This window comes from Stenotrophomonas sp. STEN009 (assembly GCF_056760395.1).
In genome coordinates this window covers 1-15,355 of the sequence record NZ_JBRRES010000008.1, presented here as the reverse complement: position 1 = coordinate 15,355, position 15,355 = coordinate 1, and the positions used below count along the sequence as shown (strand labels likewise).

Here is a 15,355-nt window from a genome sequence, read left to right as displayed (position 1 = left end):
AGGCTCGATACATCGAGGCCGTCACCCAATGTGGTGTCCGCTCACAGTAATCCCAGTTCTTGGTTCTCGCGAAGGTCACACCCTTTGCCGGGATGTGCCACGCGCTGATTCAACTTGCATGTGCTTCGGCCTCCAGCTTGGTCTCGGCCGAAGTTCTGCGTGGCTACAGCGCTGCCTTGATTCGTGCCAGCTCCGCGGCCCCGGCCTCGCCGAGATTCAGCCCAGCCACACTGCGCGCCGACGCAGCGCGCCTCAGTGATTCTGTATAGCTGCGAAGGCCGGGAGGTCGATCGGTTGTCTTGGGGGCTGTTGCCGTTCTGGGCCAGAGCCAAGGCAATGCAGGGCTCATCCAACGGATCCAGGGGAAAGACCTTCCTTCGTCCGCTTGGCGAGAAACCCCATTCCAATGGCACCGAAGGTGTTTGCGGCGCACTCTCCTTGCACTGCGTTCTCGACCCTTTCCACCTGAGCGGGGTTGCCTCCGCCGCGCAGCAGCGCACGTAGACGGTCACGTTCGGCGCGAGCAGCTTTCAGCGACATTGAGGGGTACTCGTCGAGGGCGACGATGCTGGCCCTACCGGCTTACCTATAGCGGTACCGCCAAGCCTTCGACCCCGTTGGACGCACCTCGATGCATAGCCCATTCGAGTCAGCGATCCAGTAGGCCGCTGCCTTGGGCTTCAGTGTGCGAACTTTAGTGTCGGTGAGCATGTGAGTCATCCGCTGGTGAGTCAGGGTCGGTAACTACATACCCTCGACTCACAGCCTGACTCACTTTTTTGCGGATGCAGGTGGATGTGAACGGACGCCGATGGACGGTCAAGCGCCGTAAAAAAGCTTGATTTAACACTATCGGACATCCCCGGACTTCACTGGACGTCAATGTGGTGGGCCCACCAGGATTCGAACCTGGAACCAAAGGATTATGAGTCCTCTGCTCTAACCGTTGAGCTATAGGCCCGTGCAACGTGAAAGTGTAGTTGAGTCAGGCCTTCTCTCGCCACCGACCGGCCGCAGAAGCGTGCCTCAGCCGAAACGATTCCCCATGGCCCGGACCCGAGCCGCATTCTGTCCGGCCACTCCCAGCAGCACCTTGGAGCGCAGCAGGCCAGACGCTGCAACCCGCTCCCAGAAATCTACCGCGAGCGGAGCCGCCCATTGCAGGTGATCCAGCTGGCCTGCGCGCCGTGGTGCGACCGGGGGAAGCGGCGTTGTCGCCCGCAGAACGCCCGTTCGCGAGGGGGCCAGGGACATCGGCAGCATGTCGTAGGCAGGGGCAAGCGGCAACGCCCCCCGATCCAGCAGATGGAAGCCGACGTTGCCCTGATGCATGTTTGTATTGCCGATCAATTGCCCAAAGGCGTGCAGCCGCGACAGGGCGGTTGTGGTCTCCTGATGGATCCACCGCTGCGCTCGCAACTGCTCACCCGCCTGCCCCCAATCCATGGTTACGTCACCCACATACGCGGAGGACAGGGCCAACAGCGACACGAATCCACGCCGTCCCAGGGTGCCCGGCGAGCGATCAAACCGCTTCACCTCCAGGAAGGAGTGGCTGTCGGTCTGGATGAGCGACGATTCTGCTGCAGATACACCCGCCTCGCGCAGAAGCAACCCATGATGTCGCCCTCGGGCGGGAGGACAAGATTCGAACGATCCCCTTGCGTCTGAACGTAGAAGGCGTCGCCGCGCAGTGCCACGACCTGCCCCAGCTCTTCCAGACGTCCATCTTCGCGCATGCGGAAGAGAGGCCATTCGCTGCCAGCGGGGGTGTCCTGGCGCTGGGCGTCGGCAGTCGCCCGGGTGCGGCCCAGCCGCACGACCGCGCCCCCCGCGTCGGCGACCAGCCGTCCCAGGGTCGGGCGAGTGATCCCAAGGCCCGCCAGAAGATCGCCCGCCGGCACCACCTGCCGGGGGGAAGGCGCTCCAGCAGGTCGTTGACCATGTGAGTGCGGGGACGGGCCCTGCACCGATATCGTTACGAGTTAATTTACGTATTCACGCCACATGATGAGGCGATGCGCAAGGCACAGGTCAAAGCAACCCGTTGATTCTCATAGGGCCACGCCGCTTCACCACCTGAATTAAATTACGAATTAAGTTACGAAAAAAGAAAACCCCGCCGAGGCGGGGTTTTCCAGTTCACGATACAACCGCTGGAATCAATCGATATCCAGGAAGCTGCGCAGCTGTTCCGAGCGGCTCGGGTGACGCAGCTTGCGCAGCGCCTTTGCTTCGATCTGGCGGATGCGCTCGCGGGTCACGTCGAACTGCTTGCCGACCTCTTCCAGCGTGTGGTCGGTGTTCATGTCGATGCCGAAGCGCATGCGCAGCACCTTGGCTTCCCTCGGGGTGAGGCCGGCTAGCACGTCACGCACGGTTTCAGACAGATTGATGTTGGTGGTGTTCTCGATCGGGGACTCCACATTGGTGTCCTCGATGAAGTCGCCCAGATGGGAATCCTCGTCGTCGCCGATCGGGGTTTCCATCGAGATCGGCTCCTTGGCGATCTTCATCACCTTGCGGATCTTGTCTTCCGGCATGTCCATTTCCTTGGCCAGCTCCTCCGGCGTGGCCTCGCGGCCGTACTGCTGGAGCATCTGGCGGGAAATGCGGTTCAACTTGTTGATCGTCTCGATCATGTGCACCGGAATACGGATGGTGCGCGCCTGGTCGGCGATCGAGCGGGTGATGGCCTGGCGGATCCACCAGGTCGCATACGTGGAGAACTTGTAGCCGCGGCGGTACTCGAACTTGTCCACGGCCTTCATCAGGCCGATGTTGCCTTCCTGGATCAGGTCGAGGAACTGCAGGCCGCGGTTGGTGTACTTCTTGGCGATCGAGATCACCAGGCGCAGGTTGGCCTCGACCATTTCCTTCTTGGCCTTGCGCGCCTTGGCTTCACCGTAGGCCATGGCACGGCTGATTTCCTTCAGCTCTTCCAGGTCCAGCTGGGTCAGCTTCTCGATGTCGATCGTGGCCTGCTGTTCGGCAATGATCTGGTCCTTCACCTCACGCAGCGCCGACGACCACTTCTGCTTGCGCTTCAGTGCGTCTTCCACCCACTCCAGGTTGGTCTGGTTGCCTTCCCAGGAGCGGATGAAATCCTTGCGCGGCATGCGCGCGGTGACGGTGGCCAGGTTCAGCACGCGGCGCTCATGGCTCTTGATCTCGGCCATGGTGTCGCGCAGCTGCTTGGTCAGCACGTCGGTCAGCGGCAGCGGCAGCTTCAGGGTGACGAACACGGCCGACATCTCTTCGCGCAGGCGCGGCAGGTTCTTCTTGTCGCCCTTGCCGGCGGCCTTCTTGAAGGCATTGAAGGCATCGCTCAGCGCCTGCATGCGCGCGGCGACTTCCTCCGGGTCCGGACCGGTCGGTGCGGCTTCCTCATCGGCGCCGTCGACATCATCGTCCTCGTCCTCGTCGGCTTCGGCGTCGGCATCGTCGCTGTCATCGGCGGCGGCCGCCGGCGGAGCCGGCTCTTCGTCGGTCAGGTCGTTGAAGCCGACGATCACTTCGGCCAGGCGCTTCTTGCCTTCCTTGTGGGCTTCGTAATCGGACAGCAGCGATTCGACCGACACCGGGAACTGGCCCAGTGCGGCCTGTACCTGGCCCAGGCCTTCTTCGATGCGCTTGGCGATGGCGATTTCGCCTTCGCGGGTCAGCAGCTCGACGGTACCCATTTCGCGCATGTACATGCGCACCGGGTCGGTGGTACGGCCACCTTCGGTGTCGAGCGCGCTCAGCGCGGCAGCGGCTTCTTCGGCCGCGGTGTCGTCGACTTCGCGGTTGCCGGTGTTGCCGTCGTTGAGGAGGAGAGTCTCCACATCCGGCGCAACTTCATGGACATCAATGCCCATGCCGTTGATCATGCCGATGATGTCTTCGATCTGTTCCGGGTCGACCATGTCGTCCGGCAGATGGTCATTGACTTCGGCGTAGGTCAGGTAGCCCTGTTCCAGGCCCTTGCTGATCAGTTGCTTGATTTCGGATTGGGCAGGACGTTCGTTGGCCATGTAGTGCTCGCGCCACCGGCTGGGTAGGAAATAGGGAACGTAGCATTATACCAGCCCGGGGCCCCGCCTGCCGGGCGGTGGTCCCGGCGGCTTCAGGGCCTGAGAAGGAAGGTCACGGGACCATCATTGACCAGGCTGACGATCATATGGGCACCAAAGCGGCCCGTTTCCACCCCTGGCGCGTGATTTTCACGGCAGATGTCGACAAATCGATTGAACCCGCGTTCAGCCTCGGCCGGCGGTGCCGCAGTGGTGAAGCTGGGGCGCATGCCCGACCGGGTGTCGGCCGCCAGGGTGAACTGGCTGACCAGCAGCAGGCCGCCGCCGGTATCGCGCAGCGAGCGGTTCATCTTCCCGGCTTCATCGGCAAACACCCGGTAGCCCAGCAGGCGCTCGGCCATGCGCTGCAGCTGCGGCTCGGTGTCGCCCGGCTCCATCCCCACCAGGGCCAGCAGGCCAGGGCCGATCTGGCCGACGGCCTCGCCATCGACGTGGACGGCGGCCTGGCTGACGCGTTGGATCAGGACGAGCATCTGTGGGTTTCCGGTCAGGGGGCCGGCCACGATAGCAGCGCCCTTGGCTAAACTTGCGTGGATGAACCCGCAACGCAAAGCCCGGCTGGCCTATCGCGCCACCACCCTGTTCACGCGCCTGCCCTGGCCGCTGCTGCGCGGCGTCGCGCAGGCCCTGGCCTGGGCCTGGATCCGTCTCAACGCCCGTGAGAGTCGCGTCACCCGCCGCAACCTGGAGCTGGCCTACCCGGATCTGGACCCCGTTGCGCGCGAGCGCCTGCATCGCGATCTGCTGCGCTCCACCGCCCTGCAGGCCATCGAGACCCTGCGCCTGTGGAGCCGCCCCCCGGCCGAGAACCTGCGCCTGCACCTGAAGCAGCGTCACGGTGAAGCGCTGTATGACGCGGCGCTGGCCAGCGGCAGGGGCGTGATCGTGGCCGCGCCGCACTTCGGTAACTGGGAGCTGCTGAACCAGTGGCTGGCCTCGCGCGGACAGATCGCCATCGTCTACAAGCCGCCGGAAGATGAAGCCAGCGACGCGTTCCTGCAGCTGGTGCGGGGTGGCCAGAACGTGCAGCAGGTGCGCGCCGAGGGCCCGGCGGTGCGCCAGTTGTTCAAGGTACTCAAGGATGGTGGCGCCACCGGCATCCTGCCGGACCAGCAGCCGAAGGCCGGTGACGGCGTGTTCGTTCCGTTCTTCGGTGTGCCGGCGCTGACCATGACCCTGGTCAACCGCCTGGCCGAACGCACCGGCGCCATCGTCCTGTATGGCTGGTGCGAGCGCATTGGGCCGGACATGGAATTCGCCCTGCACGTCGAGCCGGCCGACCCCGCAGTGGCCGACCCGGACCCGCAGACTGCGGCCACCGCCCTCAACGCCGGGATCGAACGCATCGCCCGCCGCGATCCGGCGCAGTACCAGTGGACCTACAAGCGCTATACGCTGCGGCCACCGGGCAGCGGCGAGGATGATCCCTACGCGACCGAGGAACACCCCCACTGAGTCCCACCGTGCCGCCCTGCGACCGGCGGCCGCAGCACGTTGAATACGACGCCGGCGCCCCCATAGAGACTGCGATGTCCGCCTCCCCCGGTCCTGCCATGCCTGCTGCCTCCTCCCTGTTCGGCGACCCGGCCGCGATCCGCTGCGAGCGCGCGGTCGCGGAACTGCGCGCCGGTCGCCCGGTCCTGCTTCACGACGGCCAGGGCCAACGCCTGGCCGTGATCGCGCTGGACAGCGCCACCGCCAGCAGCTTTGCCGCCTTTGCCAGCGCAGCGCGCGAGCGTCATTACCTGTTCCTGACGGCGACCCGCGCCCGCGTGCTGGGGGTGGAGGCACCTGACGGTGTGCGCCTGCCGCTGGCCGGTATCGCCTTCGACGCCCTGCCGACGCTGGGCTACCTGCGCGAGCCCGGGCCGATGCCGGCTCACTGGACCGCAGGCGATGCCTTCGATGCCGGCGCGGTTGAACTGGCCCGCCTGGGCCTGCTGCTGCCGGCCATGGTCGCGGTGCGCCTGGATGCGGATGATGCGACCTTCGACGGCGCCGCCGACGTCGCCCTGTGCGACCTGGCCGAAGGTGCGGCGCACGCCGCCCACGACTATGAGCTGGTCGCCCGTTCGCCGGTACCGCTGCGCGATGTCGGCATGACCACCTTCGCGGTGTTCCGCGGCGGCGTTGCACAACGCGACCAGGTGGCGATCATCGTCGGCGACCCGGACCTGTCTGCCGTGGTGCCGGTACGCGTGCACTCCTCGTGCCTGACCGGCGACCTGTTCGGTTCGCTCAAGTGCGACTGCGGGGACCAGCTGCGACGCGGTCTGCGCAAACTGAAGGAACTGGGCGGCGGCGTGCTGCTGTATCTGGACCAGGAAGGCCGGGGAACGGGCATCGCTGCAAAGATGCGCGCCTATGGCTACCAGCACGACGGGCTGGACACGATCGACGCCGATGCACAACTGGGCTTCGGCGCCGATGAGCGACGCTATGGCAGCGCCGTGGCGATGCTGCGCGGCCTGGGCATCAGCCGCGTGGCCCTGCTCAGCAACAATCCGACCAAGGCACAGCGCCTGCGCAATGCCGGCATCGAAGTGCTGGACTGCATTCCGGTCACTGGCGAGATCACGGCCGAGAACGAACACTACCTGCGCACCAAGGCCGACCGTGCCGGCCATCTGCTCGATGTCGATGCACTGATCCAGGCGGCGCAGTAGCGCGCCCGACCTGCTACCGTCTGCGCGGTGCGGCTGCGGCCGCCCCGCCTGCCCTGCCGCCCGACGGAGCCCGTGTGACCGACCAGCCTCTTCCTGCTGTGCCCATCAACGACTGGCAGCCGCTGCCGGCCCGCGCCGCACGCCTGGCCGCGCTGGAAGGCGCATTCGGTGGACTGTTCGTGCCAGGCGCACCGCTGGCAGCCGCGTGGTGGTTCTTCGATCTGCCTGCCGGGCTGTGGGGTGCAGCGTCGGGCCTGCTGGTCGGCGCCCTGTTCGGCGCGTGGCTGGGCCATCGCCGCCTGACCCGCACACGCTGGCGCCTGGACGCACAGGGCCTGGGCCTGCGCAGGGACCTGATGTGGCAGACCGAAACGCAGGTACCGGTCTCGCGCGTGCAGCACCTGGATCTGCGCCGTGGTCCGCTGGAGCGGCGTGCCGGCCTGGCGACGCTGATCGTGCACACCGCAGGCACCCGCCTCAGTGCCGTGACTGTCAGCGGCCTGGATGATGCCGACGCCGAACGCCTGCGCGACACCCTGGCCCACCAGCTCGACCAGGACGCCGACGCCCTGTGAGCCAGCCACCGCCCCTGCCGCCCCCGCTGCCACGCGGCGGCGACGAACAGCGCCTGCACCCCTGGTCATGGCTGTTCGTGCTGCTGATGCAGCTGCGGCACTACTTCCTGCCGTTGGTCGCGCTGCTGGTGTTCGGCCAGCGCGGCGACCGCGACCCGCTGTGGGCGCAGTTGATGCCGCTGCTGGCCATCGCCGCGCTGGTGGTGGTCTCGGTGCTGCAGTACCTGAGCTACCGCTACCGCATCGGCAGTGATGCGATCACCGTGCGCAGCGGGCTGCTTGCGCGCAACCGCCGGGAAATTCCCTTCGCCCGCATCCACAACGTGGAAGTGCGGCAGAACCCGTTGCACCGGCTGTTCGGCGTGGCCGAGCTGCGCCTGGAGTCGGCCGGCGGCGTGCGCCCGGAGGCAGAGATGCGGGTGCTGCGGTTGGACCAGGCATTGGCACTTGAGCAGTTGGTGAAGCAGCGCGGAAAGGCGCCTGGCAACGCACCGGCTGCCACCGCCGACCCGACCGATGAAGTGCTGCTGCGTATGTCCACCGCCGAAGTGATCCGGCTGGGCCTGCTGTCCAACCGCGGCTGGGTGCTGTTCGCCGCCGCCATCGGTGCGCTGCTGCAGGTGATCCCGCGCCGTTCGCTGGACGGCGTGATCTCCAGCGGAGGACGCGAGGCGTTCGGCTACGCCAGCCAGCTGCACGAGGGCCTTGCCGGCCTGCTGATCCTGGCCGCGCTGGTGCTGGTCGCAGGCTGGCTGCTGATGCGCCTGCTGTCGGTGGTGCTGGCCCTGCTGCGCTATGCCGGCTTCACCCTGACCGAGCAGGAACACCGGCTGACGGTCGCGGCAGGCCTGCTCAGCCGCACGCGCAGCAGCGTGGCGCGCCGGCGCATCCAGGCCTGGACCCTGCGCGAAGGCACCCTGCAACGCTGGTTTGGGCGGCGCCAGCTGCAGATCGACAGCGCTGCCGGCGGCCCCACCCGCGAGGAAGATCGGGCGCTGCGCGAACTCGCGCCGCTGGCACCGGCCGCCGAATGCGATCATCTGGTGCAGCGCCTGCTGCCTCAGCTGCAGTGGCCGCCCGCGCACTGGCAGCCGGTGCCGCAGCGCGGCTGGTGGCGGTTGTGCCTGGGCAGCGTACTGCTGGTGCCGTTGCTGGCCGCCGCGATGTACTGGCGCTGGGGAACACCCGGCCTGCTGGTGCTGGGCTGGCTGCCGGTCGCGCTGTGGGTCGCCCATCGGCAGATGGCGCGCATGGGCTGGCATATGGATGATCGCTACGTCGCGGTGCGCGGCGGATGGTGGAGGCGCTGGTGGCGCTGGGCGGAACTGGACAAGCTGCAGGGCCTGCGCCTGCAGCGCTCACCGCTGGACAGGCTGCTGGGCACGGCCAGCCTGCAGTTGGACACCGCAGGCGCGCATGGTGATGTGGCCCTGGCGCTGCATTACCTGCCGCACGCACAGGCACGGGCGCTGATGGCGCAGCTGGCCGCCGCGCTGCCGCGCCGCAAGCTGCGCTGGTGACCCGTTGCCGCCCTTCCGCGCCTGGCGTGGATCTACTGTAGAGCCGAGCCCATGCTCGGCTTGCCACAGCCGAGCGTGGGCGTGGCTCTACATCCCCCGATCACCGCTGTGATGGCCCCCAGTAGCCCAGATCCCTGCGGATCTGCAGGTCACGCATCCAGCTGCCGAAGGGTTTGCGGCGCAGCGCGCCCATCTCGCCGGACAGGAAATCCTCGGTTGCGGCAATCACCCGCTCACTGGAGCGGCCGTCACGGTACGGATGGATCGCGTCGGCATAGCGCACGATCTCCGCCTGCAGGGCGGCATCCGGGTGCAGCGCGCGCTGCAGCATGACGGGCAGCTGCGCCGGCACGTCGAAATCGATCATGTGCGGTTTCGGGACGCGGTTGCGGAAGGTCACCACCGGCTTGTGCTGGACGATGAACTCCGAAACGATCGAAGACGTATCGGACACCAGCACATCAGCGGCGCGCTGTGCGGCCATGACCTGCTCCGGTTCGATGAAGCGGGCATTGGCGCCGGCCAGCGCACGGTAACGCTCGAACAGCTCCGGCGGGCACTTCGGGTGCAGGGTCAGCAGCCAGTAGCGTTCCCCGGCCGCGATGTCGGCGGCGATCTGCGCATGCAGGTGCGGGGCGGCGCTGAGCCGCTCGGTGAAGGTCGAGCCGAACAGGATCACCGGACGACCGCCCGCCGCTGCGCGCAGCGCGGCGCTTTCGCCACCATCGTCGCGGAACAGCGGGTCCAGCTTCGGCCAGCCGGTCTCGGCCACCGCGAAGTGACCCTGCAGGGCGGCGATGTCGCGGAACGGCGCGGTGGTGGCCGGGCCCTGGGTGCAGTACAGGTCGAACATCCCGCGTACCCGGAAATGGCCACGTGCGCTGTCGCGCTTCTCCACGTTGAAGCCATGGAACAGCTGCACCTTGGCACCGGACAGGAACGTCGGCACCCAGTTGGCCGCGCTGTACACCGCGCGCGGGCGCATCGCCAGGGCCTGCTTCAGGCCGATCACGGGCACGCCCGGCAACTGGCTGCCGGCGGCGCCACCTTCGAACCAGGCAGCCACCTCCTGCCCGGACGCGTGCAAGGCCTGCGCCAACGGGGCGAGAATAGGCAGCGCATAGCGCTCCGTCGCAAACAACAGGTACCCGGCCATCATGTCCTCCACGACCGCTCCCATCGAACGGCCTCGCATCTCGGCGTGCATTATCGCGTTCAACGAGGCCGGCCGCATCGGCGACTGCCTGGCCTCGCTGGCCTTCTGCGACGAGATCATCGTGGTGGACTCGTATTCCAGCGACGCCACCGTGGCCATCGCCGAGGCTGCCGGTGCCCGCGTGCTGCAGCGGCCGTTCGATGGCTTCCGCAGCCAGAAGGCGTTCTGCGTCGAGCAGGCAGCACATGACTGGGTGGTGTGCCTGGATGCCGACGAGCGCATCAGCCCGGAACTGCGCGCCTCCATCGAACAGGCCCGCGAGGGGGGATTCAGCGGCCACGCGGGCTACCGCTTTGCCCGCCTTTCAGAGTATTTCGGCCGCTTCCTGCGCCACGGCAACGCCTATCCGGACCGGGTGATGCGCCTGTTCGACCGCCGCCGCGGCGGCTGGCGCGGCACCCGTGAGATCCACGAGGCCGCCAGCGTCGATGGCAGCGTCGGCACCCTGCGCGGTGACCTCATCCACTACCCCTACCGCTCGCTGCAGCAGCAACTGGCCAAGACCGAGAAGTACGCGCGGATGATGGCCGAGCACGAGTTCGCACGCGGCAAGCGCGCCACCCTGGGCAAGCTGGTGCTGGCACCGGCCTGGCGCTTCTGGCGGGGATTCATTTTCCGCGGCGGTTTCCGCGATGGTTGGCACGGCCTGGTCTATGCCTACGTGCGTGCCAACTACGTGCGGCAGAAGACCATCATGCTGTGGATGCTCGGCAACGGTCAGGCGGTGGCCGACCCGCCGCAGCCCTGATCCGCCGGGCATGGCCCGGCGCTACCGCTCCCGTGCACCTGCGTGCGCCGGGCATGGCGGTGCAGGGGTAGCGCCGGGCCATGCCCGGCGGCGGGTGCCGCTTCAGGCCAGATGGATCGCGCCGAGAATCCGCGGTCCCTTTGCACCGGTGACACTCGGCAGGTTCCCCGCCAGCCCGTCCATCGTCCGCTGCGCCAGCCAGGCGAAGCCCATGGCTTCCACGTACTCTGGGTCCAACCCATGCACGGCGCTGGATTCCACCTGCAGCGCCGGCAGCCGTTCGGCCAGCCGTTTCATCAACTGCCGGTTGTGCACGCCGCCGCCACAGACCAGCAGGCGGCGTGTCTGCGGCTGCTGCGCCAGCAGCGCATCGGCCACGGTCGCCACGGTCAGCTCAAGCAGGGTCGCCTGCACATCGGCAGCGGCGTACTGGCCTTCACCCATGTGCGCCTCCGCCCACGCCAGATGGAACTGTTCGCGACCGGTACTCTTCGGCGGGGGCAGGTCGAACCAGGGGTCCGCACGCCAGCCCGCCAGCAGGGGGCCATCCACCACACCGCTGGCGGCATAGGCGCCTTCGGCATCGAAGGTGCGCCCGGTGTGGCGCTGGCACCAGGCATCCATCAGCGCATTGGCTGGACCGGTGTCGAAGCCGCGTACGGCACCCTCCCGCGGGATCAGGGTCAGATTGGCGATGCCGCCCAGGTTGAGCACGGCCCGGTCCTCGTCGGCCGTGCCCAGCATGCCAAGGTGGAAGGCCGGCATCAGCGGTGCGCCATGACCGCCGGCAGCCACGTCGCGGCGGCGGAAATCGCACACCGTGGTGATCCCGGTCAGCTCGGCGATGCGGTTGCCGTCGCCCAGCTGCACGGTGAAGGCCGGATCGGCCAGCGGCCGGTGGCGCACGGTCTGCCCATGCGAGCCGATCGCCCGCACCCGGGTGCGGTCCACGCCGGATTCGTCCAGCAACTGGTTGGCGGCGTCGGCGAAGGCGATCGCGATCCGCGCATCGAGTTCGCCAAGCTCCTCCAGCGACGCCAGCGGCCCCCCTTCGCCCAGCGCCACCAGCCGCGCGCGCAGCAGCGGCTCCCAGCGCGCGGTCAGGCCATGCACGAAGCGGCAGCCGCCCTCGTCGGGAAACTGCACCAGTGCGGCATCGATACCGTCGGCGCTGGTGCCTGACATCAGGCCCAGGTACAGGGGAGTGTTGGCGTCGACAGGTGTGCTCATGGCGCGCAAAAAAAAAGGACGCGGCAAGCTTGGGCTGCCGCGTCCTTGTTCGTCAACGCAGGTCTCAGCCGCGCTTGCGCCCGCGGGTCTGCGTGTCCTTGGCGCTGGCCACCTCCGTGGCCGCCTCGTCCCGACCGGTCGGCGCCGGGCTGGCGTCGGCGTAGATCAGCTTCTCCATGCCCTGGATGCGCGCCATCGCCGGCGCGGTCTGGGCGCGGAAGGCGGCCAGCTCGGCGCCCTTGAGCGGCTCCGGCGGCGGCATGGTCACCGTCAGCGGGTTGCGGTGCACGCCGTTGACGCGGAATTCGTAGTGCAGGTGCGGGCCGGTGGCCAGGCCGGTCGAGCCGACATAGCCGATCACCGTGCCCTGCGCCACGCGCTGGCCGGTGCGGATGTTCGCAAAGCGCGACATGTGCCCGTACAGGGTGGTGTGGCCACGACCGTGGTCGAGGATCACCACATTGCCGTAGCCGCGCTGCACGCCGGCGAACTGCACGCGCGCATCGCCGGCCGCCATGATCGGCGTGCCGGTGCGGGCGGCGTAGTCCACGCCCTTGTGCATGCGCATCTTGCCCAGCACCGGGTGCTTGCGCGCGCCGAAGGTCGAGCTCAGGCGCGCGAACGGGATCGGCATGCGGATGAAGCTCTTCTTCAGCGAGCGCCCATTGATGTCGTAGTACTCGGACTTGCCGTTGCGTTCGAAGCGGAAGCCCGAATAGGTCTTGCCGCCGGTGGTGAAGGTCGCCGCCAGGATCTTGCTGGTATCGACCTTTTCGCCCTCGCGCCAGGTCTCATCCATCACCACGCTGAAGCGGTCGCCCGGCTGCAGGTCCTTGGAGAAGTCGATGTCGTACTTGAAGATGTCGTCGGTCATGGTGGCGATCGCCGACGGTGACAGCCCGGCCCGGCGCGCTGCGGCATACAGCGAACTGGTGATCTCACCACTGGTGACCACCGTGCGCGTGGAGGTCTCGCGCTTGGTCACGGTTTCCTTGATGTTGTCGCCGGCCAGGCTCAGCTCGACCCGGTTCTCGCCGTCGCGGTCGAAGCGGATGCTGCGCAGGTCGCCGGACAGCGGCATGTCGAAGGCGATCTCGGCGCCCGGACGCAGCTTCGTCAGCGATTCGCGGGCACCGGGGTGGTCCAGTACGCGGTGCAGGGTGGTCGCCGGAATGCCGGCCTGGTCGAACAGCTCGCTGAGGGTCTGGCCACGCTGTACGCGCAGGACCTGCCAGCTGTCACCGGGCACCTGCTGCTGGCGGGCCAGCGACAGCGGCGGCAAGGGCAGGGCCAGGCTGGTGTGGCTGTCGGCGTAGGGGGCGTCGATGGTGTGCGAGAAACCGGGGACGATCGTGGCGACCAGCGCACCGATGGTCGCGAACAGGCTGGCATGCATCCAGTGACGCCGGGTCCAGCGCTCATTGAAGGCGGCGGGAAGATGTTGCCTGAGCTTCCGATGCAGGGCGTTGTCGTGCAGGACGTGAAGGCGTTCCTGGAAGCGCTGCTTGCGTGCGCGCCCTTGTTCGGAGTTGTGCATCGGCGGTTTTTCCTGGCTGGCCCGGGAGCGCGGGCCTGAACGCCGGTTACCATAGACACCTGAGAAAAGCGCGTCAAACCCTTGTGCCCATTGGCTTTTGTGAAGCCAATCGGGTTAACTTGGCTTTAACACCCCCACACAAGAATCGGCGTTGCCGGGAGTAGTCACGTGTCCTCGATTGAAGAAGCCCTTTCCCTGATCGGCCGCGGTGCCGACGAGATCCTCAAGCTCGAGGATCTGCGTGCGCGCCTGCAGGAAGGCCGTCCGCTGCGGATCAAGGCTGGCTTCGACCCCACCGCGCCGGACCTGCATCTGGGTCATACGGTGCTGCTGAACAAGATGCGCCAGTTCCAGGACCTCGGTCATCAGGTCATCTTCCTGATCGGCGACTTCACCGGCATGATCGGCGACCCTTCGGGAAAGAGCCTGACCCGCAAGCCGCTCAGCCGCGAGGATGTGCTGGCCAATGCCCGCACCTACGAGGAACAGGTGTTCAAGGTGCTGGACCGCAGCCGTACCGAAGTCCGCTTCAATTCGGAGTGGTTCGGCAGCATGGGGGCGGCCGACATGATCCGCCTGGCCGGCCAGCACACCGTGGCACGCATGCTCGAGCGCGACGACTTCGCCAAGCGCTACGCCGCACAGCAGTCCATCGCCATCCACGAGTTCCTGTACCCGCTGGTGCAGGGCTACGACTCGGTCGCCCTGCAGGCGGACGTCGAACTGGGCGGTACCGACCAGAAGTTCAACCTGCTGATGGGTCGTGGCCTGCAGGAGCACCACGGGCAGAAGCCGCAGGTGGTGCTGACCATGCCGCTGCTGGAAGGCCTGGATGGCGTCAACAAGATGTCCAAGTCGCTGGGCAACTACATCGGCATCAGCGAGCCGGCCATCGACATCGTCACCAAGACCATGAAGGTGGACGATGCCCTGATGTGGCGCTGGATCGAACTGCTGTCCTTCGATATCAGCCAGGCCGAGGCCGCGCAGCTGCGGGAGCAGGTGGCCAGCGGCGGTCTCAACCCGCGCGTGGTGAAGCTGCGCCTGGCGCGGGAGCTGGCAACCCGCTTCCACGACGCAGCCGCCGCCGAACAGGCCATTGCGGGCTGGGAAGCGGCGGTGACCGGACAGGGCGACATCACCCAGTTGCCGCTGCAGGACGTGGCGATTCCGGCCGAAGGCCTGCGCATCGCGGCGCTGCTGACCGCTGCCGGGCTGACCCCGAGCAACTCCGAAGCCAACCGCAAGCTCAAGGAGCGCGCCGTCAAGGTGGATGGCGAGGTCGTGGAAGATGGTCAGCAGGTGCTGCGGCCGGGCTTCGAAGGTCTGCTGCAGGTGGGTAAGCGCACATTCGCCCGTGTGCGCCTGATCGCAGCCTGAGACCTGTCGGACGAGCGCCGGGCACACACCCGGCCGCTCGTGGCGCCGTTCATCGGGCGCCTGTCGGATGAACGGTGCCAACATCCGATGAAAAAAGTCGCCACACCCCCTTCACAAATGGGGCGAACAGGGACATACTTTCCCTCCCCCGTCGCAGGGGCCGCCAACAAGGGGCTTGAGCGACACCAGGGCGCCCACCACCCCGAACGAGATGATCGAACGAAGGTGTTGACGGACTGCAAAAGTCTGGCATAATGGGCGGCTCGCTACGAAGGAAACTTCGCAGCACACGGGAGCGGCGCTGAGGCCACTTCCCCGGATCTTTGAAAGTATGCGCAGGTATCTTGTGAAGGCGCCTGCAGGAAGGATGACTGTCCATCTTGCAGACGTTTGATCAAGCAACTATT

Annotated in this window: 12 protein-coding genes, 1 tRNA gene and 1 pseudogene; 6 read left to right on the top strand and 8 right to left on the bottom strand. The window is 67.1% G+C overall.

All coding sequences use genetic code 11. From position 1 onward, the window contains the following. Positions 1–345 precede the first annotated feature (345 nt). From ACVOMM_RS05465 to dtd, 5 genes and pseudogenes are all read right to left on the bottom strand, one after another. Positions 346–711: pseudogene (locus ACVOMM_RS05465) on the bottom strand (Arm DNA-binding domain-containing protein). 174 nt (positions 712–885) lie between these two features. Next, positions 886–961, bottom strand: a tRNA-Ile gene (locus ACVOMM_RS05460). A 65-nt stretch (positions 962–1,026) separates the two neighbouring features. Further along, entirely contained in the window at positions 1,027–1,614 is a 588-nt protein-coding gene (locus tag ACVOMM_RS05455) for a HipA domain-containing protein (RefSeq protein WP_277381112.1), read from the bottom strand. 548 nt (positions 1,615–2,162) lie between these two features. Continuing rightward, positions 2,163–4,016 carry an RNA polymerase sigma factor RpoD gene (gene rpoD, locus ACVOMM_RS05450; protein ID WP_053517130.1) on the bottom strand — a complete coding sequence of 618 codons (1,854 nt, stop codon included), beginning with the start codon at positions 4,014–4,016 and terminating at the stop codon, positions 2,163–2,165. 92 nt (positions 4,017–4,108) lie between these two features. Then, entirely contained in the window at positions 4,109–4,549 is a 441-nt protein-coding gene (gene dtd, locus ACVOMM_RS05445) for a D-aminoacyl-tRNA deacylase (protein WP_053517128.1), read from the bottom strand. A 61-nt stretch (positions 4,550–4,610) separates the two neighbouring features. Between dtd and ACVOMM_RS05440 the strand changes: the two genes are divergently transcribed. The 4 genes from ACVOMM_RS05440 (at position 4,611) to ACVOMM_RS05425 (ending at position 8,837) form a co-directional block, all read left to right on the top strand. After that, positions 4,611–5,531, top strand: coding sequence for a lauroyl acyltransferase (locus ACVOMM_RS05440; protein ID WP_065174456.1), 921 nt, complete (start codon positions 4,611–4,613; stop codon positions 5,529–5,531). A 74-nt stretch (positions 5,532–5,605) separates the two neighbouring features. Beyond that, positions 5,606–6,742 carry a GTP cyclohydrolase II RibA gene (gene ribA, locus ACVOMM_RS05435; RefSeq protein WP_074899932.1) on the top strand — a complete coding sequence of 379 codons (1,137 nt, stop codon included), beginning with the start codon at positions 5,606–5,608 and terminating at the stop codon, positions 6,740–6,742. Positions 6,743–6,816: 74 nt separating this feature from the next. Beyond that, complete coding sequence (locus ACVOMM_RS05430; protein ID WP_053517123.1) at positions 6,817–7,317, top strand: PH domain-containing protein; 501 nt, start codon at positions 6,817–6,819, stop codon at positions 7,315–7,317. Continuing rightward, positions 7,314–8,837 carry a PH domain-containing protein gene (locus ACVOMM_RS05425; protein ID WP_481525960.1) on the top strand — a complete coding sequence of 508 codons (1,524 nt, stop codon included), beginning with the start codon at positions 7,314–7,316 and terminating at the stop codon, positions 8,835–8,837. The genes ACVOMM_RS05430 and ACVOMM_RS05425 overlap by 4 nt, the downstream gene beginning before the upstream one ends. 100 nt (positions 8,838–8,937) lie before the next feature. On the opposite strand, the gene ACVOMM_RS05420 is transcribed toward ACVOMM_RS05425, so the two are convergent. Further along, positions 8,938–9,996, bottom strand: a complete 1,059-nt coding sequence (locus ACVOMM_RS05420) for a CDP-glycerol glycerophosphotransferase family protein (protein ID WP_065181628.1) — start codon at positions 9,994–9,996, stop codon at positions 8,938–8,940. Between ACVOMM_RS05420 and ACVOMM_RS05415 the strand changes: the two genes are divergently transcribed. After that, positions 9,995–10,801, top strand: coding sequence for a glycosyltransferase family 2 protein (locus tag ACVOMM_RS05415; protein WP_053517120.1), 807 nt, complete (start codon positions 9,995–9,997; stop codon positions 10,799–10,801). The genes ACVOMM_RS05420 and ACVOMM_RS05415 overlap by 2 nt on opposite strands. A 102-nt stretch (positions 10,802–10,903) precedes the next feature. Here ACVOMM_RS05415 and ACVOMM_RS05410 read toward each other — a convergent pair whose 3' ends face one another. Next, complete coding sequence (locus ACVOMM_RS05410) at positions 10,904–12,031, bottom strand: anhydro-N-acetylmuramic acid kinase (protein ID WP_065181995.1); 1,128 nt, start codon at positions 12,029–12,031, stop codon at positions 10,904–10,906. Between the two features lie 64 nt (positions 12,032–12,095). After that, on the bottom strand, positions 12,096–13,568 hold the full coding sequence (locus ACVOMM_RS05405; RefSeq protein WP_053516486.1) for a M23 family metallopeptidase: 1,473 nt from the start codon (positions 13,566–13,568) through the stop codon (positions 12,096–12,098). A 168-nt stretch (positions 13,569–13,736) separates the two neighbouring features. On the opposite strand from ACVOMM_RS05405, the gene tyrS reads away from it, so the two are divergent. Further along, positions 13,737–14,948, top strand: coding sequence for a tyrosine--tRNA ligase (gene tyrS / locus ACVOMM_RS05400; RefSeq protein ID WP_279942202.1), 1,212 nt, complete (start codon positions 13,737–13,739; stop codon positions 14,946–14,948). The last annotated feature ends 407 nt before the right edge of the window (positions 14,949–15,355 follow it).

What these genes read in the sequence shown, in the direction of transcription:
- rpoD (WP_053517130.1), bottom strand. Translation starts at nt 4,016, where the DNA reads ATGGCCAACGAACGTCCTGCCCAATCCGAAATCAAGCAACTGATCAGC.
- dtd (WP_053517128.1), bottom strand. Translation starts at nt 4,549, where the DNA reads ATGCTCGTCCTGATCCAACGCGTCAGCCAGGCCGCCGTCCACGTCGAT.
- ACVOMM_RS05440 (WP_065174456.1), top strand. Translation starts at nt 4,611, where the DNA reads ATGAACCCGCAACGCAAAGCCCGGCTGGCCTATCGCGCCACCACCCTG.
- ribA (WP_074899932.1), top strand. Translation starts at nt 5,606, where the DNA reads ATGTCCGCCTCCCCCGGTCCTGCCATGCCTGCTGCCTCCTCCCTGTTC.
- ACVOMM_RS05415 (WP_053517120.1), top strand. Translation starts at nt 9,995, where the DNA reads ATGTCCTCCACGACCGCTCCCATCGAACGGCCTCGCATCTCGGCGTGC.
- ACVOMM_RS05420 (WP_065181628.1), bottom strand. Translation starts at nt 9,996, where the DNA reads ATGATGGCCGGGTACCTGTTGTTTGCGACGGAGCGCTATGCGCTGCCT.
- ACVOMM_RS05410 (WP_065181995.1), bottom strand. Translation starts at nt 12,031, where the DNA reads ATGAGCACACCTGTCGACGCCAACACTCCCCTGTACCTGGGCCTGATG.
- ACVOMM_RS05405 (WP_053516486.1), bottom strand. Translation starts at nt 13,568, where the DNA reads ATGCACAACTCCGAACAAGGGCGCGCACGCAAGCAGCGCTTCCAGGAA.